The following is a 22,583-nucleotide window of genomic DNA, read 5'->3' on the forward strand; positions in this document are numbered from 1 at the left end:
AACGCTGCGCGGAGGGGGCGCTGCCAGACATGAGCCTGGTTAAAAAAGCGCCGACGATTCAAGACGTTGCCCGGTTTGCACAGGTCTCGACGGCCACCGTCAGCCGGGCCCTGTCGATGCCGGAGCGGGTCAGCGACGATACCCGTCAGCGCGTTTCGGATGCGATCGAGGCAACGGGCTACACCCTCAACCAGTCGGCCCGCTCGCTGCGTCAGAAGACCGCCCGCACCATCCTCGTGGCGCTCCCGGACATTCGCAATACCTTCTTCGCCAACATTCTCGATGCCGTGGAGCGGGAGGCCTCCGCACGCGGCTATGGCGTGCTCGTCGCCAACCGATTCTCCGGCGACGATCCCGGGCGCCGCATCCGCGAGTACTTCATCTCCAACCGGGTGGATGGGCTGGTGCTGTTCGATGGCTCGGTCGACCTCGAGCAGTTGATGATTCTGCGCACGGCGCCCTCCCCCGTGCCGCTGGTCGTGGCCTGCGAGGAGATCCCCGATTCGCCCTTCCACACGGTCAAGACCGACAATGCCTATGCTGCCGAGCGGGCAACGCGGCACCTGATCGAACTTGGGCATCGTCGCATCGCCCATATCCGCGGCCCCGACGGCAATGTGTTGACCAGCGAGCGCCAGCAGGGATTCGCCGCCGCACTGGCACAGGCCGGCCTGCCGCTGCATCCTGAATGGCTGCTCGAGGGCGGATTTGCCATGGAAGACGGGCGGGCTGCCGCTGCAGCTTTCCTTGCCCTACCGGACCGGCCGACAGCCGTGTTCACCGCCAATGACGAAAGCGCTATCGGCTTTCTCACCGCGCTACGCGGCGCCGGCGTCGAATGCCCGCGCGATGTCTCTGTGGTCGGTTTCGACGATATCGCCCTGGCGCAGCATTACGTGCCGCCGCTCACCACCATGCGCCAGCCTTGCGCCGCAGTGGGCCGGCTGGCAGCGCAGGCGCTCATCGACGTCATCGAGGGCGAGCCGCACAGCCGCGTCCCCCGCCGCATGGTCCTGAGCTCGGACCTCATCATCCGCGCCAGCACCGCCCCGCGCCACTAAGGGCGTTCCCTCGGCGGCAAAATGCGCTAAACGTGCACTACCCCTCGCTCGGTCCCGTAGCTCAGCTGGATAGAGCAGCAGCCTTCTAAGCTGTTGGTCACAGGTTCGAATCCTGTCGGGATCGCCAGAGGGCCTCGTTCATCACCACAACACGTCACACCGGCGGCGGAATGTCCTCCGGAGCCGGGTCCGGCAGGTCGGGTCCCGGCTCGTAGTCGGGTTGTTCGGCCGGATCGTCCCCACCGGGCAAGTCAGGATCGGGAAGATCTCCCGGCGGTGGCGGTGGAATGTCGGTCGGCAGGGTCGGCTCAAGCGGTGGAAACTGCATCGTCCCCTCCATGCTGGACTGAAGGAGACGAACGACAGGCAGCGCCGACCGTTCCGCCCCTCAGTCGTCCACCTCCACTTCGGCATCCTCCACATCCGGCGCATCGCACCCGGTCAGGGTTGCTCCGAAAGTGAAGGTCACGAGAGCGAGCAAGAGCAGGCGTTTCAACATCTGAATGTCTCCGGCTAGGTTGCGGCGTCACAAGGCATCGCCGGCCAGAACGGATGCACCCCTACCCTGCAGGATCGGAAGCAGGCCTTGGTGGAGGAAGACTATCTCGCGTCGTCCACAACAATGGTCAGGTTGCCCTCGCTGCTCGAGGCGACGGCAACAATGTCGTCAGAGGTAAAGCCCTCGGCGGCAAGGGCGGCCTGTACGTCGGCATTGGCCTCTATGGCAGCGGTGAGTTCAGCGAGCATCGTCGCCTGGGAACTGACGGCCTCGCCCACGGCCTCGCCATCGTCACCCGCGTTGCCCTGCAATTCAGAGAGCGTGACGATGTCGATCTGCGCGTCCGCTCCCAACGCCACGATATCGGCAGACGATACGTCGGACCCCTGCAGGTTCGAGATGATCGAATCATAGTTCACTTCAGCATCGGCGCTGACGTTTGCTGCGGAATCGCTGCCGGAAGTCGCACTTGCGTTCGCGTCAACGGCGCCCTGCGCCATCGCTAGACCTGAGGTGGTGGCGAGGATAGCTGCAACTGCCGTGAGCTTCGCGACCGTGTTCATCTGAGTCATCCCTGTCTGTCTGCTCGCCCGCAGACAACGACTGCTCCGCCATCGCGTTGCCGCGCCAGCGATCAACTATCTGGGGATGGGGCTGCGTGGCGGTGCTCCCAACTTGCGTTTGGGAGCAGCCCACCGTCCGGCTTAAAAATCGAAGCCCATCTGCTCGAGCGCCGGCTTCGGGCTCGGCTTGGGTGTAGCAGCCACCGGCGGCGGCGGAGCCGGTTCGGCCGGCGTCTTGGCCGGAACCGACCGGGCGGCCTTGCGTGGGGCGGGCTTGGCGACAGGGGTGGCAGGCACAGCCACTTCGGCCGGAAGCGCCGCCTCAGTAGCAGCGACAGGCGCCGGATGGATGCCGTCGAGCCACTTGCGCACCGGTTCGAGCCGCCGCGGGTGCAGCACATAGATGTTCTCGCGCCCCACCTTCTTCTCGCTGATCAGGCGCGCACGCTTGAGCACCTTGAGGTGCCGCGAAATGGCGGGACGCGAGATCGGAAAGGCCGCGGCGATGCGGTGAACAGGCTGGGCCTCCGCGCGCAGCATCTCGACGATGCGGCAGCGGACGGGATCGGCCAGGGCAACAAGAACGGGTACGGGAGACACTTGAGCTCTCGAAAAGGAACCCCTCGCTGCTACGTAACGGCACCGTTACCCGTCAAGCGCTTGGAACGGGTTGTTCACCAGATGCGTTTGCCGGCACTTTACGACGCCGGTGAACCGGCGCCGGCCGGCAAGGTTATGGTCATATCTCACGGACCAGACTGCTGCCCCAACGGAGAAGACCTTGAACGCACCTGCCCCCGATATCCACTGGTGGAAGCGCCGCCCCTTCACCCTCGCCGAGATGGTGGTGGACGGCGTGGTGCACGTGCTGGGGCTGGTGGTCGCCGTTGCCGCCGGCGCCATCCTGATCGCCTTCGCCGTGCTGGGCACAGCGCCGGAAGCCGTGCCGGCGCTGGTGGTCTATGTCGCGACTCTCGTTGTCGTCCTCGGGGTCTCCCTTGCCTACAATATGTGGCCGATCACCCCGGCGAAGCGCTGGCTGGCCCGACTGGACCAGGCCGCCATCTTCCTGTTCATCGCTGGATCCTACACCCCGTTCCTCGCCACGCTCGGCGGAACCACGCACGGCATCGTGCTGACCGCCTTCGTCTGGGGCGCCTCGCTGGTAGGCGTTGCGCTGAAGCTCCTGGTGCCGGAGCGCTTCGGCCGCATGGCGATCCTGCTCTATCTCGCGATCGGCTGGAGCGGCGTGACGGTGTTCCAGGCGCTGGCGCAGACCCTGCCCGCGAGCACTCTATGGCTGCTGCTGGCCGGCGGCATCACCTATTCGGCCGGGATCGTCTTCCATTTGTGGGAACGGCTGAAGTTCCAGAACGCGCTGTGGCACGTCTTCGTGGTCATCGGCGCGAGCCTGCATCTGTGGGCAGTCATCGACTGCATGGTGATCCACCGGCTCTAGTCGGCCGCCGTTCCGATCAGCGGATGTTCCACCTCGTCGCCCGGCTCGAGGCCGATCTCGACCGACCGCCCGCCCGGAATCTCCAGCACGTATCGCACCGGCACCTGCGACGAGATCGAGGTGAGGTCCAGCGGCCGGGCATTGACATGGATCGTCTTCACCACGCCGTCGGCGCCGATGAAGATCATGTCGAGCGGAATCAGGGTGTTGCTCATCCAGAACGAGACGACCCGCTCCTCCTGGAAGTCGAACAGCATCCCCGCGTCGTCGGCGAGTTCCTCGCGATACATCAGGCCGCGCTGCCGCTCCGCCGGTTCGTCGGCGATCTCGACCGTGAAGGCATACTCACCGCTGGCGGTGTGGAGCGTCAGCCGCCCCTCGTCGCTGCAGGCGGCCAGCGGCATGGCGAACAGGATGGCAGCCACTGCGGCGCCGACGGATGTGAGCTTGGGCAACATGGGGTCCTCTAGTGCGAGGACGGAGCCTCGCCCCAACCATCCGGGCGAATTTCGGCGACCATGAGGCCCTTCGGCCCATTGCCGTAACGGACCAGCACATGCTGACCCGGACGCAGTTCGGTGATGCCGAAGCGGCGCAGCGTTTCCATGTGGACGAACACATCCGGCGCGCCGTCGCCGGCGGAGAGGAAGCCGAAACCGCGGATGCGGTTGAACCACTTCACCTCAAGCCGCACCATCGACGAGGTCGGCTCCACCACCACATGAGTGCGCGGCGGCGACATCTGCGACGGATGCCGGGCAGTCGATTCGTCCATCGAGACGATGCGGAACGCCTGCAGTCCACCGGGACGGTTCAGCGCCTCGACAACGATGCGCGCGCCCTCATAGGCGGTCTGGTAGCCATCGCGCCGCAGGCAGGTGACGTGCAGCAGCACGTCCGGCATGCCGTTGTCGGGAACGATGAAGCCGAAGCCCTTGCCGGCATCGAACCATTTGATGGCGCCGGAAATCTCGACAGTGTCGAGGCTGTTCGCGTTGTCGGGCGAATGATGGCTCTCCGTCGTCCCGGTCTTGTCCGGAGACTCCGCGGATTGCCTGCCGTCACTGCCGAACTTGGCCCCCATGCCCAAACGCCCCTCAACCACCCCGCGATCAGCGGGGGTACGCCAACAGATAGGGCACTGTGGCCGATTCAGGCTGAGTTGTTAAGACTCTGTTTGGAATTGTCCCTCCCGCCCCGGCTTGCTAGGCAGGCGCCGATCCAACCACAGGAGGACAAGCAGTGAAGTACCTGCACACCATGGTGCGCGTCGCCAATGTCGAGGAAAGCCTGCGCTTTTATTGCGAAGGGCTGGGCCTCGAGGAAGTGCGCCGCACCGAGAACGAAAAGGGCCGGTTCACCCTGATCTTCCTCCGCGCCCCCGGTGACACCGGTGGGGAAGTGGAACTCACCTACAACTGGGATCCGGAAGTCTATACCGGCGGCCGCAATTTCGGCCACCTCGCCTACCGGGTGAACGACATCTACAAACTCTGCCAGCACCTGATGGACATGGGCTTCACCATCCATCGCCCGCCCCGTGACGGGCACATGGCTTTCGTCAAATCGCCCGATGGGATCTCCGTCGAGTTGATTCAGGACGGCCATCTCGACCCGCAGGAGCCCTGGGCCTCCATGCCGAACACCGGCACCTGGTAGAGCCGATAGGTAACACATCGCTAACCACTGGAGTTATCCGGCGGTTAGCGAAACCCTTCGTATTTTAGCGACCTCACCAGCAGGAACATTGCCTGTTGCCCTTCCGCAACAGCCGTCCAGCGGGAAGTCGCATGTATTCTCTTTTTCGCTCCATCGCCGCCGCTGCCGTTGCCGCCCTGGCACTCTCGGCGTGCGTGCCGATGGCCATGTTCGCCAGTTCCAGCGGGGCGGCCTATGCCGGCAAACGCTCCGACTGGGGCACCATCGTGTCGAGCCGGGAGGTCAATGCCTTCTGCATCTCGCCGAAGCTGCGCTTCCTGATCTGGGAGTTCGAGGGACACTTCGGCAAGAAGATCATCATGAGCTCCGGCTACCGCGATGGGCACCACAATGCGGCCGCCGGCGGCGCCGACAATTCCTACCACACCAAGTGCATGGCCGCCGATTTCTACATCCCCGGCGTCGACAAGCGCGAGCTGATCGCCTTTGCCATGCGCTCGGGCAGCGTCGGCGGCCTCGGTTGTTATCCGGGGCGGCAGTTCATACATGTCGACGTGCGCGATCGCCCGCGTGGCTACAGCCGCCCCGTCACTTTCTCGGGCTGTTGAAAACTTTCGCGGCTAAGCGGCTTAGTGGGTTGCACAAACCGGATAAGCTGACTATACGAGCCGCAGCGTTCAGGCGCCCTTCGTCTATCGGTTAGGACGGCACCCTTTCACGGTGCAGAGAGGGGTTCGATTCCCCTAGGGCGTACCACCTCCCCTTGCTCCGGCAAGCGGTAGGCGGTACACACTGAGCGTTGACTGTGCGCCCATCGTCTAGCGGTCAGGACGACGCCCTCTCACGGCGTAAACAGGGGTTCGATTCCCCTTGGGCGTACCAACTCTTCCCCTGTGTATCGGGCCGCCCAAGGCGGACAGCTCTCCTACCAGTTGACCAAGCTGGTACAGCGTGTGCGAACGGAAACGGTCGCGGACATGCGGTGCCGTCCTCCCGCTGTCATCATTGATGACGCCCTGCTGATGGACCTTTTTCTCCGGGACAAGGACTTCGCCGCACTGCTCGCCCGGTATCGACTGCACCAGGAGATTGGCAAGGGCCTGACCTACAGGCGCTCCTGGCGCCTGGCCGAACCCTACGCCGCCTCGGGTCCAGACTGCCAGCCGCTCACCGCCCGCCCTTAAGCGGCTGACCCAGGATGGCGTAGCATCAGGATGCGGCCGCCTCCATCACCTAGTTCGGCCGGCGATACTGGTAGATGCCGACGTCTATCGTGCCTTCGGTGAAGCCCGCCTCGCAATAGCTGAGATAGTACACCCACTTGCGCTTGAAGCGCTCGTCGTAGCCGAGCGGTGCGATCACCGGCCAGCGCTCGAGGAAGCGCTCACGCCACAGGCGCAGGGTGCGCGCATAGCTGAGACGGAAATTCTCCACGTTCTCGAGCACGAGCCCGTAGCGCTCGCCGAACTCCTTCATCACCGTCTTGGTCAGCAGCATGCCGCCCGGGAAGATGTAGCGCTGGATGAAGTCCGGGCCGCTGCGATAGCCGTCGAAATCGGATTCATCGATGGTGATCGCCTGGATGGCCGCCGTTCCGCCGGGCTTCAGGCGGTCGCGTACCGCCTGGAAGTAGCTCGGCCAGTTGTCCTCGCCGACAGCCTCGATCATCTCGATCGAGCAGACATGGTCGTACGCCCCGGTGGTGTGCCGGTAGTCCTCGAACACCAGTTCGGCTTTGTCGTCGAGCCCCTGCCGCCTCAGGCGTTCCTGGCCGTATTTCAACTGCTCAGCGGAGAGGGTAATGCCGCGCAGGGTCGCGTTGTAGTCGCGGGCGATGGTTTCGGCGAAGCCGCCCCAGCCGCAGCCAATCTCGAGGATGGAACTGCCCGTGCGAACGCCCGCCATGTCAGCGACGCGGCGGTACTTGGTCAGTTGCGCTTCCTCGAGGCTCTGGTCGCCGGACAGGAATATGGCCGACGAGTAGGTCATCGAAGGGTCCAGCCACTGGCCGTAGAAGTCGTTGCCGAGGTCGTAGTGCTCGGCGATGTTCTTCCTGGAGCCTTCCAGAGTGTTGCGGCGGGACAGGTGGTAGTGGAGGTCCGATGCGGCCTTGCGGAAAAAGCCGTGATTGGCCTGATCGAACAAGTCACGGTTCTGCAGGAAGAAGCGGAACAGGGCGGTGAGGTCGTCGACCTCGATGTCGCCGTTCATGTAGGCGGCGGCAAAGCCAACGGTGCCGCGGCGCATCGCCTCGGTGAGTACGGAGAAATTGTTGAGCCGCAGCACGGCGTGTTCGCCGGTTGCCGGATTACCGAGGGTGCGGGTACGCCCATTGGGCAGGATCACCGTGACCGCCCCGTGCTTGGGATTGCCCAACATGCGCGAGCCGACTGCATCCAGGGTCCAGGATGCGAAGCGGGTCCAGAGCGTGCCCCCGGTACGCGTATCGTCAACTGCAGTCTTGGTCATCGAACCGCCGGTTCCAGTTCTTACACGAGCCGGGCGGAGCGCCTTGACGGCTGCCGCCGCGGTAGATCGCGGGTACACCCACGAGCACCGGACTACACGATCCGGTGAATGCCGCTGCACTTTAGCCGCCACAAATGGATATGCAAGCAGCACTTACAAGAGTTTGCCAGCTCAGCCCGGAAGCAGCCAGTCGAGAGAACGGCGCAGTTCGGCTGCACCGTTGGATTCAAACCACCGGCCGTGCGCAAAGATGACCCGCTCCGGCTGAAGGGCAACCAATCGCGCTGCTGCGGCCGCGGCCCGCTCTCCTCCGGCCTTGAACGCCGCCCTCGCATAAACCGGCGCGCGCCCATGCGGAGCCGCAGCGCCCACCAGTCTGGCACCCACGCTCACCGGCAACGGCAGCTTCCGCGGCTCGACGTTGACGACCAGGTCGGTCAGCACCAGCGTGCCGCTCGGCCGATGGAACAGCGCCGCTTCGGCGATACCCCTGCCATGCACCACCACTGTTTCGATGACGTCCTGCCATTCAGGCGTGGTGCCGTCGGCCAGATCCCGACCGATGTGCAGCCCCGCTTCGGCCACCGCTTTCCGGCGCCTCAGGCCCGGCGCACCCCAGGTGATCGCTGCCGGGCAATGCGACTGCCACTCGCGCACATAGGTCCAGTGCACAGTGTTCGGCGCCACCAGATGACGGATCGCGCCCAGAGCCTCAAGCATGCGCAGCAACTCGAAACTGAACTGCGTCGCGGAGTGCAGCAGCAGGCCGCCATCGGGCAGTCGGATAACCGTCATCCGCACCGGGATCGGCATGCCAGCGATACGGAGTGGTCCGCTGTCGACCACCCAGACCTCCGGCGCCACCGCCTTCGGCTCATCGACCGGCTGATAGGTGACGTTTGCCATGACATTGCCTCCGCTGGCCTCTCAACTCCACGGCAGGGTGGCAGTTGCAACTCCTCAACTGCGCGGGCGGGCAACGTCCAGCGCACGGAGCTGCACCTGCTCGCGCCCCTGATAGTGGTCGAGGGACAAGGTGCCGGCGAAATGGAGCGGCACGTCCTGTTCACGCAGCAGAATATCGCCAAGGGGTGTATTGGCGGCGCGAAAGGCTATGGCCTTGAGCCGCGCCCCATCCTCGGAGGCGAGCGAGAAGCTGATATGCCCCCCCTTCCCCACCACCTGGGCGAAGCGGGCGCGATGCGCCGGGAAGGCGAACACCGGATTGGGATTGCCGGCGCCGAACGGGCCCGCCCGTTCGATGGCCTTGACGAGTTCCACCGAAGCGCCGCGCGCCGTCACCGCCGCATCCACCGCCAGTGAGGTTGCCGCGCGCGCCTTGGCCACATCGGCCGCAAGCGCCTCGGAGACATAGCCGCGGAAGGCGCTGAGTTGACCGGGCCTAAGCGTCACGCCGGCGGCCATGGCATGCCCGCCGCCCTTCGGGATCAGCCCCGATTCTACCGCGGCGATGACCGCACGGCCGAGATCGACACCCGGCACGGATCGGCCCGAGCCGGTGCCGCCCCCATCGGGGCCGAGGGCGATGGCGAACGCCGGGCGGTCGAAGCGCTCGCGCAGCCGCGCCGCGATCAGCCCGACCACGCCCGGGTGCCACTCGGCCGAGGCGAGCACCAGCACCGGCGGCCCCTCTCCCGAGCCGATTTCCAGCTCGGCTACGGCAGTCGCCTGCTCCACCGCCTCGACTTCGATGCGCTGTCGCTCGCCATTGAGTTCGTCGAGGCGGGAGGCGATGGCGAGGGCATGGTGTTCGTCCTCGACGGTCAGCAGTTCGGTGCCCAGCGCCGCATTGCCGATGCGGCCACCGGCATTGATGCGCGGCCCGATCAGGTAACCGAGATGATACGGGTTTATGGGTCCGCCCACCCGTGCCGCCAGCGCCAGGGCAGCGATACCGGGATTGTCGCCGCGACGCGCCACCTCGAGGCCACGCACCACGAAGGCGCGGTTCAGCCCCACCAGCGGCACCACATCGCACACGGTGGCGAGCGCCACGAGATCGAGGAGCTTCAGCAGGTCCGGCAGTCCGGTGCCGCCGCGCTGGCGCAGCAGCCGGTTGACCGCCACCAGCACCATAAAGGTCACGCCGGCGGCGCAAAGATAGGACAGGCCGGAGATGTCGTCGGCGCGGTTCGGATTGACCAGCGCGGTTGCCGGCGGCAGCTCGTGGTCGGACAGGTGATGGTCGATCACCAGCACGTCGACGCCACGGCGGCGGGCATGGGCGATAGGCTCGTCGCTGGTGGTTCCGCAGTCGAGGGTGACGATGAGCGTTGCCCCGCCATCGATGAGCTTGTCGATCGCCCCGATGTTCGGCCCATAGCCTTCGAAGATGCGGTCCGGGATGTGAACCCGCGGCTCGAGGCCGAAATGGCGCAGATACCGCGCCATCAGCGCCGTGGCGCAGGCGCCGTCGACGTCATAGTCGCCGAACAGGGCCACGGATTCGTTGTCGGTGATTGCCCCCGCCAGGCGCTCGGCCAGCGCGTCCATGGCGGTCAGGGTCGAGGGATCCGGCATCAGGCTCCGGATGGTCGGCTCGAGGTAGGAGCCTGCTTCATCGAGCCCGACGCCGCGGCCGGCCATCACCCGTCCGAGAATTTCGGGGATGTCGTGCCGCTGCGAGATGGCAGTCGCCAGCCGCGTACCGGCCATGTCCAGCCTGTCGACCCAGGCGCGGCCGCCGACGGATCGGGTCACATCCAGAAAAGATCGCGGCGTGTCCAGCATGGGGCGGAGTGGTAGGCGATTTGCCGGCTGGGGGAAAGGCTCGCGGTGTCGCGGCTTATCGCGCGTGCTGCGCCTTGATCCAGCGCGCCGTCTGACTCCAGCTGCGCATGACGATGGTATTGGTCACTACCGCGTCACGCTTCAGCCGCACGCCCTCGATCAGGCTGCCATCGGTGATGCCGGTGGCCGCGAACAGCACATCGCCCGAAGCGAGATCGCCGACCTCGTAGACGCGGTTGGGGTTCTGGATGCCCATGGAAATGGCGCGTTCGCGCTTGTCGGGCGTGTCGAGGATCAGCTTGCACTGCATCTGGCCGCCGATGCAGCGCAGCGCTGCCGCCGCCAGCACACCCTCGGGCGCACCGCCAGAGCCCAGATAGATGTCGACGCCGGTGTCTTCGGTGTTCACGGCATGGATGACACCGGCGATATCGCCGTCGCTGATCAGCTTCACCGCCACCCCGGCCGTGCGCAGCTCCTCGATGAGGCTCGCGTGGCGCGGCCGGTCGAGCACGATGGCGGTGATTTCCGACAGCGGCACGCCCTTGGCCTTCGCGAGCGCGGTCACGTTCTCGGTTGCGGTCCAGTCGATATGGACCGTTCCGGGTGCATAATCGCGACCGATGGCGATCTTGTGCATATAGAGATTGCGGGCGACGTTCAGCAGCCCGCCGCGCTCGGCCATGGCGAGGACCACCAGCGAATCGGGCTGGTTCTTGGCGCAGGAGGTGACGCCCTCGAGCGGGTCAACGGCGATGTCCACCTGCGGGCCGTGCCCGGTACCCACGACCTCGCCCACGAACAGGGCATCGCATTCATGCTGCTCGCCTTCGCCGATCACGATCCGGCCGGCGATATCGACGCGATCGAGTTCGGCCTTCATGGCGGCGACGGACGCATCGTCGGCAGCCTTCTCGTTGCCCTTGCCGCGCCAGGCAGCAGCAGCAATGGCGGCGCGCTCGGTCACGCGAACCAGTTCAAGCGTCAGGCTGCGATGCAGATGGGCGGGTCCCTTGTCGCCAAGGGCCTTGCTCAGTTCCATGTCTCCCCCGCCGTTCTTTTTCGGTCCGCGAGGTCAGAGCGCCTCGATGCGGATCACTTGCGGCTCACCGACAATGAAACCGTCGGCGGCGATCTGCGCAAGCGTTTCGCGCACCGATGATTCCAAAGTCTGTTGCGTGATCATCACCACCGTCCGGGTGGCGGACCCGTCCGCCGCCACCGTCTTGGCATTCAGATCTGACCGCTGGATGACGGAATCGATGGAGATGCTGTGCTCGCTCATGCGGGTGGCGATGGACGCCAGGGCGCCGGGGACATCCTTGGCATTGAAGCGGATGTAGTACCCACCCTCATGCGCCCGCATGGGCGCTTCCACATAGGGCATCAGTTCGGCGCTGGGCACGCCGAGCGGCGGCACCTTGGTGCCACGGGCAATGTCCAGCATGTCGGAGAGCACCGACGACGCCGTGGGCGGCCCGCCGGCCCCGGGCCCCGCCAACAGCAGTTCGTGCACATGGTCAGTCTCGAGCGCGACGGCATTCATCACCCCATCGACGCCGGCGATGGCGCTGCCGCGCGGCACGAAGGTGGGGTGAACGCGCTGCTCGATACCATGCTCGGTGCGCTGGGCGATCCCGAGCAGCTTGATCTTGTAGCCGAGGTCCGCGGCGACGCGGATATCCTGCTGGGTGATGCGGGAGATACCTTCGACCCGGATCTTTTCCGGCGCGATCTCGTAGCCGAAGCAGAGCGTGGAGAGGATCGACAGCTTGTGGGCGGTGTCGAAGCCTTCGACGTCGAAGGTCGGGTCGGCCTCGGCATAGCCGAGCGCCTGCGCATCCTTGAGGCAGTCGGCGAAGCTGATGTCTTCATTGCCCATGCGGGTGAGGATGTAGTTGCAGGTGCCGTTCATGATGCCGAACACCTTGGCGATCCGGGCCGAGCCGAGCCCCTCGCGCAGCGTCTTGATCACCGGAATGCCGCCGGCCACCGCGGCCTCGAAGCCGAGCTGGGTGCCGCTTTCTTCCGCCAGCTTCGCCAGGGCGACGCCGTGCTTGGCGAGCAGCGCCTTGTTGGCGGTCACCACCGGCCGGCCGATCTCGAGCGCCGCCTTGACCGCTGCAAAAGCCGGCCCGTCCTCGCCACCGATCAGCTCGACAAACAGGTCGATGCCGTCGGATTTGGCGAGCGCCACGGGGTCGTCGAACCACTGGAGCCCCGAAATGTCGATGCCGCGGTCGCGGGATCGCGAGCGCGCGGCAACGGCAACCACCTCGAGCTGTCGACCCAGTTTTCGTTTGAGGTCGGCGCCGTCCTTTTGCAGGATGCGTACAAGCGTCGCCCCGACATTGCCGAGCCCGGCCACGCCCACCCGCAGCGGCGCCAGCGCTTCCCCCTCGCCATATTCCTGCATGGCGCGGAGAATGCGCTGACGGGTGTCCGAGCGCGGCTCACGCCCTTCCCTGAGGTCGAAAACGAACAGCGGGTCGCCGGCAATGGTCCGCCCGAACCGGGTCGGCGTCCAGCCACGGGCGGAGATGAAGCTTTCGACGGATTGGCGGAAGGAGGCGATGTCACTCATGGTGGCGCCATCTGCATAGGAATTCGCCTAGCCGTCAATAGGAACAAGCAGGAAGTCCAGCACCGGCACTATTTCTCTGTAGGGACTGACCTATTGTCCCCAAAAAGCAGAGAGGACGCGGCATGCACCGCGCCCTCTGGCATGCACAGCGAAGAGCGCCCGGCTTTAGGCCGTCAGCGGCACCACATTGCCCTGTCCGGTCTTGGAGCCGAGCAGCTTCTTGATGTTGCGCGCGGCCTGACGGATGCGCTGCTCGTTCTCGACGAAAGCGAGGCGGATATACTGGTCGCCATACTCGCCAAAGCCGACACCTGGCGCCACGGCCACGCCGGTCTCCTGGATCATCAGCTTGGCGAACTCGAGCGAGCCGAGATGCGCGAACTGCGGCGGGATCGGCGCCCAGGCGAACATCGTCGCCTTGGGAACCGGGATGGTCCAGCCGGAGCGCGCAAAGCTTTCCACCATCACGTCACGGCGTGACTTGTAGACCCTGCGCACTTCCTCGATCACATCGTCCGAGCCATTCAGCGCCGCCGCCGCGGCCACCTGGATCGGCGTGAAGGCGCCATAATCGAGATAGGATTTGACGCGTGCCAGGGCCGCGATCAGCCGCTCGTTGCCCACGGCGAACCCGACGCGCCAGCCCGGCATCGAATAGGTCTTCGACATCGAGGTGAACTCGACGGCAATGTCCATGGCCCCCGGGATCTGCAGCACGGAAGGCGGCGGAGCGTCCTCGTCGAAATAGATCTCGGAATAGGCGAGATCGGAGAGGATGAAGATGTCGTTGGCCTTACAATACTTCACCACCTCGGCGTAGAAATCGAGGTCGGCGGTGTAGGCCGTGGGGTTGGCCGGATAGTTCAGCACCAGCGCGATCGGCTTGGGGATCGAGTGCCGCACGGCCCGATCGAGCGAGCGCATGAAGTCCTCGCCGGGATCGGCCGGCATGGAGCGCACCACGCCCCCGCTCATGATGAAGCCGAAGGAGTGGATCGGGTAGGTCGGGTTGGGCACCAGCACCACGTCGCCCGGCGCGGTGATGGCCGAGGCCATGTTGGCGAACCCTTCCTTGGAACCCAGCGTCGCCACGATCTGGGTGTCGGGATTGAGCTTCACGCCGAACCGGCGGCCATAATAGCTCGCCTGCGCCTTGCGCAGGCCTGGAATGCCGCGCGAGGTCGAATAGCGGTGGGTGCGGGCATTGGCCACGGTTTCCTGCAGCTTCTCGACGATGTGCTGCGGCGTCGGCATGTCCGGATTGCCCATGCCGAGGTCGATCACATCCACGCCCTCGGCCCGGGCCTTGGCCTTCAGCGGGTCGATATGGGCAAAAACGTACGGTGGCAGGCGGCGGATGCGGTGAAAATCTTCGCTCATGGAATCCTCGAAGTCCGGGGCGCGACGGCAGCGCTTCGGAGCGCAGGATAGTCGCAGAATTGTGGTTCAAACGGGGTTAAACCCGACGATTTCGTCAGGTGCTGGCTCTATTCGGCTCTTCCCGGCCACGCCTGGCGTGGCCAACGGGAAGAGCTAGCGGGCGTATGCTGCGGCGGCGGCCGCTGCGAATGCGGCGACCGCGACACTGGCGGCGAGCATGGCTCCAGCCGAAAAGTCAGTGTACGCAGAAGGCATGTCCCTTGCCCTTCAAACCCGAGTTTTGTAATGAAACCGGTTATCGACGAGGGCCGTTCATAAATCCTCGAAGGGGGTTGTAAATGGCGCTGGACGCCACGACCTCCATGCCACGCGGCCACTGTGAGGTTCGATCTTGAAGCGCATCGCCCTGGTTACGATTGGTACGCAAGGCGACGTTCAGCCCTATATCGGTTTAGGCATTGCCCTCATGCACCACGGCTACTCCGTGGTCCTCGGCGCCACCGAAGAATTCGAATCCCTGGTCACCAGCTACGGCATCGAGTTCCACTCGCTCGGCCCCTCCATTCAGTCCTTCCTGCGCGATTCGCGCTTCGAGAACGCGATGAGCTCGTCCATGCTCATCAACGGCCCCTCGCTGCTCCGGCAGGGCCAGCAGATCTGCGATACGGCGGCGCGCAATGCCTGGACCATGTGCCAGGGCGCAGATGCCATCATCGTCAACATGAACACCAGCTTCGGCATCGACATCGCCGAGGCGCTGGACGTGCCGGCGATCATGACGGCGCTACAGCCAATGAACTCCACCAGCGAGTTCCCGCTGTCGATGTACTACGTCGCCGACGATCTTGGCCCGGCGCTCAACAAGCTCTCCTACACCGCCGCCACCGTGCAGCAGGCCTACTGGAACCTGCCGCGCAACAAGCTGCGCCGCGAGCTGATGGGCCTTGATGCCCGCATCATGGGCGGTGTCTTCACCAATACCGACGGCTCGCCGCTGACGACGCTCTACGCCTATTCGGCGGCCGTCTCGCCGCGTCCCCGCGACTGGCCGAAGACCGCGATCATCACCGGCTATTGGTGCACCAAGGACAATAGCGGCTGGACCCCTTCCCCCGAATTCGAGGCCTTCCTCGCCGCCGGCCCGGCACCGGTCTATATCGGCTTCGGCTCGATGCCGTTCGGCGCCGAGCGCAACACGCGCATCCTCAAGGAGGCGATGGAGCTCTGGGGTGGCCGCGCCGTGGTCGCGCGCGGCTGGGGCGGCATCGACTCGCGCGAGCTGCCCAGCACTGTGTTTGCGCTCGAAAAGGCCCCGCATGACCGGCTGTTCCGCTATGTCAGTGCGGTGGTGCACCATGGCGGCGCCGGCACCACGGCTGCAGGCCTCCATCTCGGCCGCCCGACCTTCGTGGTTCCCCAGGCCATGGACCAGCCCTATTGGGGCCGCCGCGTCTATGAACTCGGCTGCGGACCGAAGCCCGTGCGCCTGAGGAAGATGACGGCCGAGATCTTGGCCGATGCCCTCACTGACCTCACCACCAACGACAGCTATCGCCGCAATGCTGCCGACGTCGCCGAGCGCCTGCGGGCCGAGGACGGCGCGGAGAAGGCCATCGCCGTCATCGAACGCGTGATGGCCAACTATGTTCGCGGGGTCCGGCGGGGCCGGGCCGGCAAGGTGAAGCCGGCGCGCAAGCGCCCTGCCCTCAAGCTCGTCGGCTAAGCATCTGGAGACACTCGGCTTAGTCGAAACTATCCCCGCCCCTGTCACCTGCTCCTACACTCCCCCATCCCCGCCGGTCACGCGGCCCAGACGCAGGGTCGGGCGGGGAGGACGGTGAGGAGAGGCGTCTCCTCAGGTGGGCAGAAAGTCGGCAGCCGCGCCTGCGATAATGGTTGCGCCTGAGTCCGGACCCGCCAAAAACCCGAACCCGTGACGGGCGGCCTTTGGTCCGTTCTCTAGTTTCGGAAGGGCCGATGGCCGCCCGTCACCGTGTCTCCGCGACGCCATCCGGCCGGGCGGCGCCTTGGCACGCCTGGCAACCCTATCCGTCCAAGGAAAAAGGGAGGCCGAAGCCTCCCTTTCAACTCTGCGATGAACCACGGCTTACTGGGCCGGCACGGCCTCGGGCTCGACATCGAGATGCTCGACGCTCTCGCCGCGATCATAGGTGGCCTGGTCGAGAATGCCCTGACGCTTGGCGACGATGGTCGGCACCAGCGCTTGGCCGGCCACGTTGACCGCCGTGCGGCCCATGTCGAGGATCGGATCGACCGCGAGCAGGAGACCGACGCCTTCGAGCGGCAGGCCGAGGGTGGACAGCGTCAGCGTCAGCATGACGGTGGCGCCGGTCAGGCCCGCAGTGGCCGAGGAGCCGATCACCGACACGAAGGCGATCAGCAGGTAGTGCTGCAGCTCGAGCGGCACGCCGAAGAACTGGGCGACGAAGATCGCCGAGATCGCCGGGTAGATGGCAGCGCAGCCGTCCATCTTGGTGGTGGCCCCGAGCGGCACCGCGAAAGCGGCATATTCACGCGGCACGCCGAGGTTCTTCTCGGTGATGCGCTCGGTCAGCGGCAGGGTGCCGATCGAGGAGCGCGACACGAAGGCGAGCTGGATGGCCGGCCAGGCGCTCTGGAAGTAGCGGATCGGGTTGAGCCCGTTCGCCGACAGCAGCACCGGATAGACCACGAACAGCACCAGGGCGAGGCCGATATAGATGGCGATCGAGTAGGCGCCGAGCTGCGCCAGTGCATCCCACCCATAGACTGCAACGGCGTTGCCGAGCAGGCCGACGGTGCCGATCGGGGTCAGGCGGATCACCCACCACAGAACCTTGTGGATCACCTTGAGGAAGGAGCGGGTGAAGGCGATGAACGGATCGGCGGCCGGGCCGACGCGCAAGGCGGCGACGCCGATGACGATCGAGATCACCAGGATCTGCAGCACGTTGAAGCTGAGGCTGGTGGTGGCGCCGCTATCGCCCACGCGTGTCGAGGCGGTGAGACCGAAGATGTTGGCCGGGATCAGGCCCTTGAGGAAGTCGAGCCAGGAACCGGTGCTCGACGGCGCACGAGCAGCTTCAGCGGTCACGGCGGTGTTGAGGCCGGGCTGCAGGATCAGGCCGAGGGCGATGCCGATGACCACGGCGATCAGGGCCGTGAGGGCGAACCAGAGCAGCGTCTGCCACACCAGGCGCGCCGCGTTGTTGAGCTCGCGCAGATTGGCAATCGACGCCACGATGGCGGTGAAGACCAGCACCGGCACCAGTGCCCGCAGCAGCGACACGAAGGACGAGCCGATGGTGGACAGGGTCTGGGTGAGCCAGTTGGCGTTGCCGGCGGCGTCGGGCCCCATGTTGCGGGCGATCAGCCCCAGGATGAGACCGACGACCAGGCTGACCAGAACCTGGAAGCCGAAGCTGGTATAGAACGGCTTGGGGGCACGTGCGGGGCGTGCAGACGATATGGTGGTGGGTGACATCTTTTTCCCGTGGATGCCGAGGCGCCGCGAAAACAGGCACGCTGCCTCGAAATTAGCCGCGAAATTACGCCCGTTCCGCAGGAAAGGCGCGGCATGGCGTTTCCTTTGCGAAACGCCACCGGGAATAACATGTTAGTGGAAGCACCCGCCGGAGAGCAGCTTTGCGGCGCGCATCGGGGCACCTCCTGCGAAGGGGAAGTGGTTCGAGAGATACGAGGCGTCGACGATGTCGACCTGGAAGAACGGCAGGTATTGGTCCGCGCCGAAGTGATTGCCGATCTTCAATCGGCTCGGAATCGTAAAGCCACCGAAGACAGCCTCCGCTTCAACAGTCCCCCCGAAGGGCTGCAGACGGAAGGTCTTGTCTGGATTCTCGTTGCTCCAGCGCATGGACACCATTTCGATCACCTCGCCGCTCGGTCCGAGGGTGATCTCGATGGGCTGCGCGCCGATGGGAACGGTCACTCGGGCCGTATTTGGCCCGATCTGTTCCCAAGTTGCGCCATTGGCGGGCAACAGGCTCGCAGGTGCCCATACGGCCTCCATGGCAGCCCGCGTCATAGCGGAACGGTTCAGGTCCGCAGAGGCGCCCTGGTTGACCACCGGCGCAAGTCCGAGGACCCAGAAGCGCGTCCACCCTTCGCCCTGCACCATGCCGTCGGAGCCGCTGATAGTCAGAAGGCCCGATCGCATCGTCGGCACCCAGACGAATTCAGCAGGCGGTGCCAGCACCTGCACCGCTTCGAGGTCATAGCTCTGGTAGGCGTCTCTGTTGCCCAGCAGGAACGTGCCCTGCATCCGAAGCTTGACGGTGGTGAGCAGCGGCGTGCCGGGCTGGATGGCGTGAGCGAAATAGCGCTGTGCCACCTCCGGCAGGCCGGCGACCATGCCCATCTCGAAACGACCCATCGACGGCTTGGCCCGAGCGGCTACCGCTTCCAGTGCGGCTTCGGCTTCGCTGGCGGCCTGACGGTACAGCAAGTGAGCCACGGCGAGGCCGCCCACGAGCAGCGCTGCAACAACCAGAAGCGCGATCTTCCACATGCATGCCACTCCACCATGCGGCCGTCGTTGCTCAAGATCCAGATCGCCGGCATGGCGCAGGGCGGCGCCGGCCGGGTATGCCGCAAAAAGAAAGGGCCGGTTTCCCGGCCCTTTCGAATGTCGATGATCCGAAGCTTAGCGCTTGGAGAACTGGAAGGACCGGCGGGCCTTGGCCTTGCCGTACTTCTTGCGTTCCACGACGCGCGCGTCGCGGGTCAGGAAGCCACCCTTCTTGAGCACAGGGCGCAGGGCCGGCTCGAAGTAGTTCAGCGCCTTGGAGATACCGTGACGAACGGCACCAGCCTGGCCGCTGAGACCACCACCGGCAACGGTGACGGTGACGTCATACTGGTCGAGACGGTCAGTGGCGACGATCGGCTGCTTCACGATCAGCTGCAGCACGGGACGGGCGAAATAACGCTCGAACTCGCGGCCGTTGACGGTGACCTTGCCCTTGCCCGGCTTGATCCAGACGCGAGCAACGGCGTTCTTGCGCTTGCCGGTGGCATAGGCGCGACCGAAGGCGTCGAGCTTCTGCTCGTGCACCGGAGCGGTGTTGGCGGCAGCAGCAGGAGCGACGGTGCCGAGGTCCTCGAGGGAGTTGATGGTGTCGGCCATGTTACTTCACCCGCGCGTTCTTGGAGTTCATCGCAGCCACGTCCAGCTTGGTCGGGTTCTGCGCTTCATGAGGATGCTCGGCACCGGCATAGACGCGGAGGTTCCGCAGCTGCGCACGGGTCAGCGGGCCACCCGGCATCATGCGGCGGACGGCGTTCTCGAGCACGCGCTCGGGGAAACGGCCTTCCAGCAGCTGGCGCGCGGTGCGGTCCTTGATGCCACCCGGATAGCCGGTGTGCCAGTGGAAGCGATGCTGGTCGAGCTTGCGGCCCGTCAGCTTCACCTTGCCGGCGTTGATGACGATGATGTTGTCACCCATGTCCATGTGGGGGGTGAAGGTGGCCTTGTGCTTGCCACGCAGGCGCGAAGCGATGATCGAGGCGACGCGACCCACGACGAGCCCTTCGGCGTCGATCAGGATCCACTTCTTTTCGATCTCGCTCGGTTTCGCCGAGTAAGTGCTCATTGCTAAATTCCCAAGATTTTCGGGGCTCGCGCGCCTTCACCCAGGGAGGAAAGCGGCAGTTCGGCGGGTCGTGTACGGGTGATTTGCTCCCCCGTCAAGCGCTGTGTTTTTCGACAACGAAAACAGTCACTTACAAGAGCGGTACGATGATACCGCTATATTCGAGCGCGCCGGAGGTCGGCAATGTAGGCCGCCACGGTTCCAGCCAGCATGAAGGCGAGCGCCTGGTGCCCGACCGCCAAGCTGATCGGCACGCTCGTCAGCAGCGTGGCAATGCCAAGGCCCACCTGCAACAGCACCAGCATGCCGAGCAGCGGGAGCCAGCCATGCACCCCGCCGAAGCCGCCATCGCGCCAGCGGCGCCAGATCAGGTAGGCAACATAGGCGACGATGGCATAGGCGATGGTGCGGTGGATGAACTGCACCGTCAGTGCGTTCTCGAAGAAGTTGCGCCAGGCCGGCTCCATCACCAGCATGCCCTTGGGGATGACCGCCCCGTCCATCAGCGGCCAGGTCTGGTAGCCCATACCGGCATCAAGCCCTGCAACAAAGGCTCCGGCGGCGATCTGGATGATCACCCCAACCAGGAGAATGACCGCGGCGGCGATCTGCCGACCGCTGACCCGACCGACCACCCTGCCCGGCTCCAGCGAGCGGGCGACATAGAGCAGCGCAATGAACAGGAACGAGGCGGCGGTGAGGTGCGCGGCCAGCCGGTATTGCGACACCGAAGTGAGTTCGGTGAGCCCCGAACTGACCATCCACCAACCCAGGAAGCCCTGAAAGCCGCCGAGAAGAAAGAGCACGAACAGCGGCACCGCTAGGTCGCGCGACAGCCGCTTCTGGAACAGAAAGATGGCGAAAGGCACCAGGAAGACGAGGCCCAGCGCCCGGGCCAGCAACCGGTGGAACCACTCCCAGAAGAAGATGAACTTGAAGTCGTCGAGGCTCATCCAGGAATGGACGACGGTGTATTGCGGGATCTGCTTGTAGGCCTCGAACTCAGCGTTCCAGTCTGCTTCCGAGAGCGGCGGGATTGTGCCGGAGATCGGCTTCCAACTGGTGATCGATAGCCCGGACTCGGTCAGCCGGGTGATGCCGCCGACGACGACGATCAGCAGCACGAAGGCGGCGAGGCCATAGAGCCAGATGCGCACCGGCCGGAGCCGGTCACCGGCGAGGCGTTCATGGCTCAGTGCGGCATTTTGGGCGATCGTCAAGGCGCTGTTCCCGGTATCGAAGACGGCAGCGGAGTGGTAAGCCCGCACCATCGCACCTGCAAGAGACCCCCTTGTCGCAGATGAACCAGCGTCACCGCAAATTGATCGGCGCCCTGCTGCTGCCCGCCTCCGTGGTGTTCTGGGTGACGCTTGCCACGGCCGTCTACCTGGTGCTGCCGGAAGGGCTGCCCTGGTGGGTGCTGATCGTCTATTTCGCCATTGCCGGCATGGGCTGGTTCCTGCCAGCCGCCGTGATCATCCGCTGGATGCTCAAGCCCCCGCGTGAAGGTCAGCCGGTGACCCGCCCGAGCAGGGAGAACACCGCTCCTGTGGCAAAAACATCCACATAGCGGCGCTTCTGGAAGTAACCATTGAGCGAGATACGCGGCAGGGCGTGCAGCGCTTCGAGATGACGGGGGTAGAGCCCGCCGGGCCGCGTGGTCACCGCCGTGCGAAAGCCGAGCTCTCGCGCCAGCCCGAACTCTCGCTCACCGGCAGAAAGCGGGCCGCCGAGCGGATAGGAGAAATGAACGGGCCGAAGGCCGAGCCGCTGGTCGATCACCTCGACGGACTCTGCCATCTCGCTTCGCGCTTCCGCCTCGGTCAGCTTGGCCAGTTCGTAGTGCCGAACGGTATGCGCGCCAATGGTGCAGAGCGGATCGGCAGCAATGGTGGCGAGTTCGCTCCAATCCACGATCAGCTCGCGGCACTGCTGGGCGAGATCATACCCATGCAGCCCGGCGATGCTGCGCGCAAGTTCCACCCGCTCCGCCTCGGGCATCTTGCGCATCTGCCAATACAAGGTGTCGAAGGCGGATTGCTTCTCCGCCAGCGTTGCAGTGGGGAGTGCCGCCTCACCGGCAGGAAGGCGGACCGCGTCGTGAGCAGCGATGATGTCCTCGATCGCCTGCCACCAGATCTCGCCGGTAGCATCGACCAGCCCCGTCGGTACGTAGAGGGTGAACGGCGCCTGGTGGCGCTGAAGGATCGGTAGGGCGTGCACGAGATTGTCGCGGTAGCCATCGTCGAAGGTCAGGACCACGAAGCGCCGCCCTGCCCTCGGTGACGCAAGCCGCTCGACGGCTTCGTCGAGGGTGACGATGTCGAGCCCAAGCGCCCTCACCCGCTCGAGCACGTAGTCGAGGAAATCGGGGCGGACCTGCAGGATCGCATTGGGCGAGAATGCCGCCGGTGCCTCCGGCAGGACCCGGTGCAGGGTGAAGATCACCCCGCGTGAGGCCGAGAGCCGCCGGATCAAACCGGGCAGACGCGACAGCCACAGAGCTTCAAACGTGGCCCGGATGGCCGAGTACTTGAGCGACATGC

24 protein-coding genes and 3 tRNA genes are annotated in these 22,583 nt (G+C 65.3%); 10 read left to right on the top strand and 17 right to left on the bottom strand.

From position 1 onward, the window contains the following. Positions 1-29: 29 nt before the first annotated feature. Entirely contained in the window at positions 30-1,061 is a 1,032-nt protein-coding gene (locus tag ACFSX5_RS00075; RefSeq protein ID WP_386830609.1) for a LacI family DNA-binding transcriptional regulator, read from the top strand. Positions 1,062-1,111: 50 nt separating this feature from the next. Beyond that, positions 1,112-1,188 (top strand) — tRNA-Arg (locus ACFSX5_RS00080). Between the two features lie 27 nt (positions 1,189-1,215). On the opposite strand, the gene ACFSX5_RS00085 is transcribed toward ACFSX5_RS00080, so the two are convergent. The 3 genes from ACFSX5_RS00085 to ACFSX5_RS00095 form a co-directional block, all read right to left on the bottom strand. Then, positions 1,216-1,389: a hypothetical protein gene (locus tag ACFSX5_RS00085; protein ID WP_386830611.1), complete on the bottom strand. Its 174-nt coding sequence runs from the start codon at positions 1,387-1,389 to the stop codon at positions 1,216-1,218. Between the two features lie 272 nt (positions 1,390-1,661). Next, positions 1,662-2,123 (bottom strand): hypothetical protein, encoded by a 462-nt coding sequence (locus tag ACFSX5_RS00090; RefSeq protein WP_386830613.1) that lies wholly within the window; start codon positions 2,121-2,123, stop codon positions 1,662-1,664. A 141-nt stretch (positions 2,124-2,264) separates the two neighbouring features. Further along, positions 2,265-2,723: an ArsR/SmtB family transcription factor gene (locus ACFSX5_RS00095; RefSeq protein ID WP_386830615.1), complete on the bottom strand. Its 459-nt coding sequence runs from the start codon at positions 2,721-2,723 to the stop codon at positions 2,265-2,267. Positions 2,724-2,904: 181 nt separating this feature from the next. On the opposite strand from ACFSX5_RS00095, the gene trhA reads away from it, so the two are divergent. Further along, positions 2,905-3,582 carry a PAQR family membrane homeostasis protein TrhA gene (gene trhA, locus ACFSX5_RS00100; RefSeq protein ID WP_386830617.1) on the top strand — a complete coding sequence of 226 codons (678 nt, stop codon included), beginning with the start codon at positions 2,905-2,907 and terminating at the stop codon, positions 3,580-3,582. Here the strand turns inward: trhA and ACFSX5_RS00105 are convergent. Both ACFSX5_RS00105 and ACFSX5_RS00110 read right to left on the bottom strand, forming a co-directional pair. Further along, complete coding sequence (locus ACFSX5_RS00105; protein WP_386830619.1) at positions 3,579-4,040, bottom strand: DUF192 domain-containing protein; 462 nt, start codon at positions 4,038-4,040, stop codon at positions 3,579-3,581. The two genes, trhA and ACFSX5_RS00105, sit on opposite strands and share 4 nt — an antisense overlap. An 8-nt stretch (positions 4,041-4,048) precedes the next feature. Continuing rightward, positions 4,049-4,666, bottom strand: a complete 618-nt coding sequence (locus ACFSX5_RS00110) for a cold-shock protein (protein WP_386830620.1) — start codon at positions 4,664-4,666, stop codon at positions 4,049-4,051. Positions 4,667-4,824: 158 nt separating this feature from the next. On the opposite strand from ACFSX5_RS00110, the gene ACFSX5_RS00115 reads away from it, so the two are divergent. The 5 genes from ACFSX5_RS00115 (at position 4,825) to ACFSX5_RS00135 (ending at position 6,425) form a co-directional block, all read left to right on the top strand. Further along, a complete protein-coding gene (locus ACFSX5_RS00115; RefSeq protein WP_386830622.1) occupies positions 4,825-5,241 on the top strand; it encodes a VOC family protein in 417 nt (138 codons plus the stop codon). Positions 5,242-5,372: 131 nt separating this feature from the next. Then, complete coding sequence (locus tag ACFSX5_RS00120; protein ID WP_386830624.1) at positions 5,373-5,849, top strand: YcbK family protein; 477 nt, start codon at positions 5,373-5,375, stop codon at positions 5,847-5,849. 73 nt (positions 5,850-5,922) lie between these two features. After that, positions 5,923-5,997: transfer RNA gene (locus ACFSX5_RS00125), tRNA-Glu, on the top strand. Positions 5,998-6,048: 51 nt separating this feature from the next. Next, a tRNA-Glu gene (locus tag ACFSX5_RS00130) sits at positions 6,049-6,123 on the top strand. A gap of 140 nt (positions 6,124-6,263) precedes the next feature. Next, positions 6,264-6,425 carry a hypothetical protein gene (locus ACFSX5_RS00135; protein ID WP_386830626.1) on the top strand — a complete coding sequence of 54 codons (162 nt, stop codon included), beginning with the start codon at positions 6,264-6,266 and terminating at the stop codon, positions 6,423-6,425. Between the two features lie 49 nt (positions 6,426-6,474). On the opposite strand, the gene ACFSX5_RS00140 is transcribed toward ACFSX5_RS00135, so the two are convergent. The 6 genes from ACFSX5_RS00140 to ACFSX5_RS00165 form a co-directional block, all read right to left on the bottom strand. Continuing rightward, the gene (locus ACFSX5_RS00140; RefSeq protein WP_386830628.1) at positions 6,475-7,710 is read right to left on the bottom strand and encodes a class I SAM-dependent methyltransferase; all 1,236 of its coding nucleotides are present in this window, start codon (positions 7,708-7,710) and stop codon (positions 6,475-6,477) included. Between the two features lie 171 nt (positions 7,711-7,881). Continuing rightward, positions 7,882-8,616, bottom strand: a complete 735-nt coding sequence (locus ACFSX5_RS00145; protein ID WP_386830630.1) for a DUF4336 domain-containing protein — start codon at positions 8,614-8,616, stop codon at positions 7,882-7,884. Positions 8,617-8,670: 54 nt separating this feature from the next. Beyond that, on the bottom strand, positions 8,671-10,461 hold the full coding sequence (gene recJ, locus ACFSX5_RS00150; RefSeq protein WP_386830632.1) for a single-stranded-DNA-specific exonuclease RecJ: 1,791 nt from the start codon (positions 10,459-10,461) through the stop codon (positions 8,671-8,673). A 55-nt stretch (positions 10,462-10,516) separates the two neighbouring features. After that, positions 10,517-11,503, bottom strand: coding sequence for a class II fructose-bisphosphatase (gene glpX, locus ACFSX5_RS00155; protein ID WP_386830634.1), 987 nt, complete (start codon positions 11,501-11,503; stop codon positions 10,517-10,519). Between the two features lie 33 nt (positions 11,504-11,536). Beyond that, complete coding sequence (locus ACFSX5_RS00160) at positions 11,537-12,877, bottom strand: homoserine dehydrogenase (RefSeq protein WP_386835533.1); 1,341 nt, start codon at positions 12,875-12,877, stop codon at positions 11,537-11,539. A gap of 333 nt (positions 12,878-13,210) precedes the next feature. Next, entirely contained in the window at positions 13,211-14,425 is a 1,215-nt protein-coding gene (locus tag ACFSX5_RS00165) for an LL-diaminopimelate aminotransferase (protein WP_386830635.1), read from the bottom strand. Positions 14,426-14,816: 391 nt separating this feature from the next. On the opposite strand from ACFSX5_RS00165, the gene ACFSX5_RS00170 reads away from it, so the two are divergent. Next, the gene (locus ACFSX5_RS00170; protein ID WP_386830637.1) at positions 14,817-16,148 is read left to right on the top strand and encodes a glycosyltransferase; all 1,332 of its coding nucleotides are present in this window, start codon (positions 14,817-14,819) and stop codon (positions 16,146-16,148) included. A gap of 384 nt (positions 16,149-16,532) precedes the next feature. Here ACFSX5_RS00170 and ACFSX5_RS00175 read toward each other — a convergent pair whose 3' ends face one another. The 5 genes from ACFSX5_RS00175 to ACFSX5_RS00195 all read right to left on the bottom strand — a co-directional run bounded on the left by ACFSX5_RS00175 (position 16,533) and on the right by ACFSX5_RS00195 (position 21,257). Beyond that, positions 16,533-17,909: a dicarboxylate/amino acid:cation symporter gene (locus ACFSX5_RS00175; protein ID WP_386830639.1), complete on the bottom strand. Its 1,377-nt coding sequence runs from the start codon at positions 17,907-17,909 to the stop codon at positions 16,533-16,535. Positions 17,910-18,041: 132 nt separating this feature from the next. Then, positions 18,042-18,953 (bottom strand): DUF6544 family protein, encoded by a 912-nt coding sequence (locus tag ACFSX5_RS00180; protein ID WP_386830641.1) that lies wholly within the window; start codon positions 18,951-18,953, stop codon positions 18,042-18,044. A 135-nt stretch (positions 18,954-19,088) separates the two neighbouring features. After that, positions 19,089-19,571, bottom strand: coding sequence for a 30S ribosomal protein S9 (gene rpsI / locus ACFSX5_RS00185; protein WP_386830643.1), 483 nt, complete (start codon positions 19,569-19,571; stop codon positions 19,089-19,091). A 1-nt stretch (position 19,572) separates the two neighbouring features. Next, complete coding sequence (rplM, locus tag ACFSX5_RS00190) at positions 19,573-20,037, bottom strand: 50S ribosomal protein L13 (protein WP_386830645.1); 465 nt, start codon at positions 20,035-20,037, stop codon at positions 19,573-19,575. A gap of 155 nt (positions 20,038-20,192) precedes the next feature. Next, positions 20,193-21,257 carry a COX15/CtaA family protein gene (locus tag ACFSX5_RS00195; RefSeq protein ID WP_386830646.1) on the bottom strand — a complete coding sequence of 355 codons (1,065 nt, stop codon included), beginning with the start codon at positions 21,255-21,257 and terminating at the stop codon, positions 20,193-20,195. A gap of 80 nt (positions 21,258-21,337) precedes the next feature. Here ACFSX5_RS00195 and ACFSX5_RS00200 point away from each other — a divergent pair, with 80 nt between their 5' ends. Further along, the gene (locus ACFSX5_RS00200) at positions 21,338-21,607 is read left to right on the top strand and encodes a DUF2842 domain-containing protein (RefSeq protein ID WP_386835534.1); all 270 of its coding nucleotides are present in this window, start codon (positions 21,338-21,340) and stop codon (positions 21,605-21,607) included. On the opposite strand, the gene ACFSX5_RS00205 is transcribed toward ACFSX5_RS00200, so the two are convergent. Beyond that, a complete protein-coding gene (locus ACFSX5_RS00205; RefSeq protein WP_386830648.1) occupies positions 21,547-22,581 on the bottom strand; it encodes a polysaccharide deacetylase family protein in 1,035 nt (344 codons plus the stop codon). The two genes, ACFSX5_RS00200 and ACFSX5_RS00205, sit on opposite strands and share 61 nt — an antisense overlap. Between the last annotated feature and the right edge of the window lie 2 nt (positions 22,582-22,583).

Origin of the sequence: Devosia albogilva (assembly GCF_042685625.1) — a bacterium.
In the GTDB taxonomy this organism is placed as follows: Bacteria; Pseudomonadota; Alphaproteobacteria; order Rhizobiales; family Devosiaceae; genus Devosia; species Devosia albogilva.

Excerpts from the sequence above, each read along its gene's own strand:
- ACFSX5_RS00105 (WP_386830619.1), bottom strand. The coding sequence starts at position 4,040 with ATGTTGCCCAAGCTCACATCCGTCGGCGCCGCAGTGGCTGCCATCCTG.
- ACFSX5_RS00165 (WP_386830635.1), bottom strand. The coding sequence starts at position 14,425 with ATGAGCGAAGATTTTCACCGCATCCGCCGCCTGCCACCGTACGTTTTT.
- ACFSX5_RS00175 (WP_386830639.1), bottom strand. The coding sequence starts at position 17,909 with ATGTCACCCACCACCATATCGTCTGCACGCCCCGCACGTGCCCCCAAG.
- ACFSX5_RS00200 (WP_386835534.1), top strand. The coding sequence starts at position 21,338 with ATGAACCAGCGTCACCGCAAATTGATCGGCGCCCTGCTGCTGCCCGCC.
- ACFSX5_RS00090 (WP_386830613.1), bottom strand. The coding sequence starts at position 2,123 with ATGAACACGGTCGCGAAGCTCACGGCAGTTGCAGCTATCCTCGCCACC.
- ACFSX5_RS00120 (WP_386830624.1), top strand. The coding sequence starts at position 5,373 with ATGTATTCTCTTTTTCGCTCCATCGCCGCCGCTGCCGTTGCCGCCCTG.
- rplM (WP_386830645.1), bottom strand. The coding sequence starts at position 20,037 with ATGAGCACTTACTCGGCGAAACCGAGCGAGATCGAAAAGAAGTGGATC.
- ACFSX5_RS00110 (WP_386830620.1), bottom strand. The coding sequence starts at position 4,666 with ATGGGGGCCAAGTTCGGCAGTGACGGCAGGCAATCCGCGGAGTCTCCG.
- ACFSX5_RS00180 (WP_386830641.1), bottom strand. The coding sequence starts at position 18,953 with ATGTGGAAGATCGCGCTTCTGGTTGTTGCAGCGCTGCTCGTGGGCGGC.
- ACFSX5_RS00145 (WP_386830630.1), bottom strand. The coding sequence starts at position 8,616 with ATGGCAAACGTCACCTATCAGCCGGTCGATGAGCCGAAGGCGGTGGCG.
- ACFSX5_RS00140 (WP_386830628.1), bottom strand. The coding sequence starts at position 7,710 with ATGACCAAGACTGCAGTTGACGATACGCGTACCGGGGGCACGCTCTGG.
- glpX (WP_386830634.1), bottom strand. The coding sequence starts at position 11,503 with ATGGAACTGAGCAAGGCCCTTGGCGACAAGGGACCCGCCCATCTGCAT.
- ACFSX5_RS00205 (WP_386830648.1), bottom strand. The coding sequence starts at position 22,581 with ATGTCGCTCAAGTACTCGGCCATCCGGGCCACGTTTGAAGCTCTGTGG.
- rpsI (WP_386830643.1), bottom strand. The coding sequence starts at position 19,571 with ATGGCCGACACCATCAACTCCCTCGAGGACCTCGGCACCGTCGCTCCT.
- ACFSX5_RS00075 (WP_386830609.1), top strand. The coding sequence starts at position 30 with ATGAGCCTGGTTAAAAAAGCGCCGACGATTCAAGACGTTGCCCGGTTT.
- recJ (WP_386830632.1), bottom strand. The coding sequence starts at position 10,461 with ATGCTGGACACGCCGCGATCTTTTCTGGATGTGACCCGATCCGTCGGC.
- ACFSX5_RS00135 (WP_386830626.1), top strand. The coding sequence starts at position 6,264 with ATGGACCTTTTTCTCCGGGACAAGGACTTCGCCGCACTGCTCGCCCGG.
- ACFSX5_RS00085 (WP_386830611.1), bottom strand. The coding sequence starts at position 1,389 with ATGCAGTTTCCACCGCTTGAGCCGACCCTGCCGACCGACATTCCACCG.
- ACFSX5_RS00160 (WP_386835533.1), bottom strand. The coding sequence starts at position 12,877 with ATGCAGGAATATGGCGAGGGGGAAGCGCTGGCGCCGCTGCGGGTGGGC.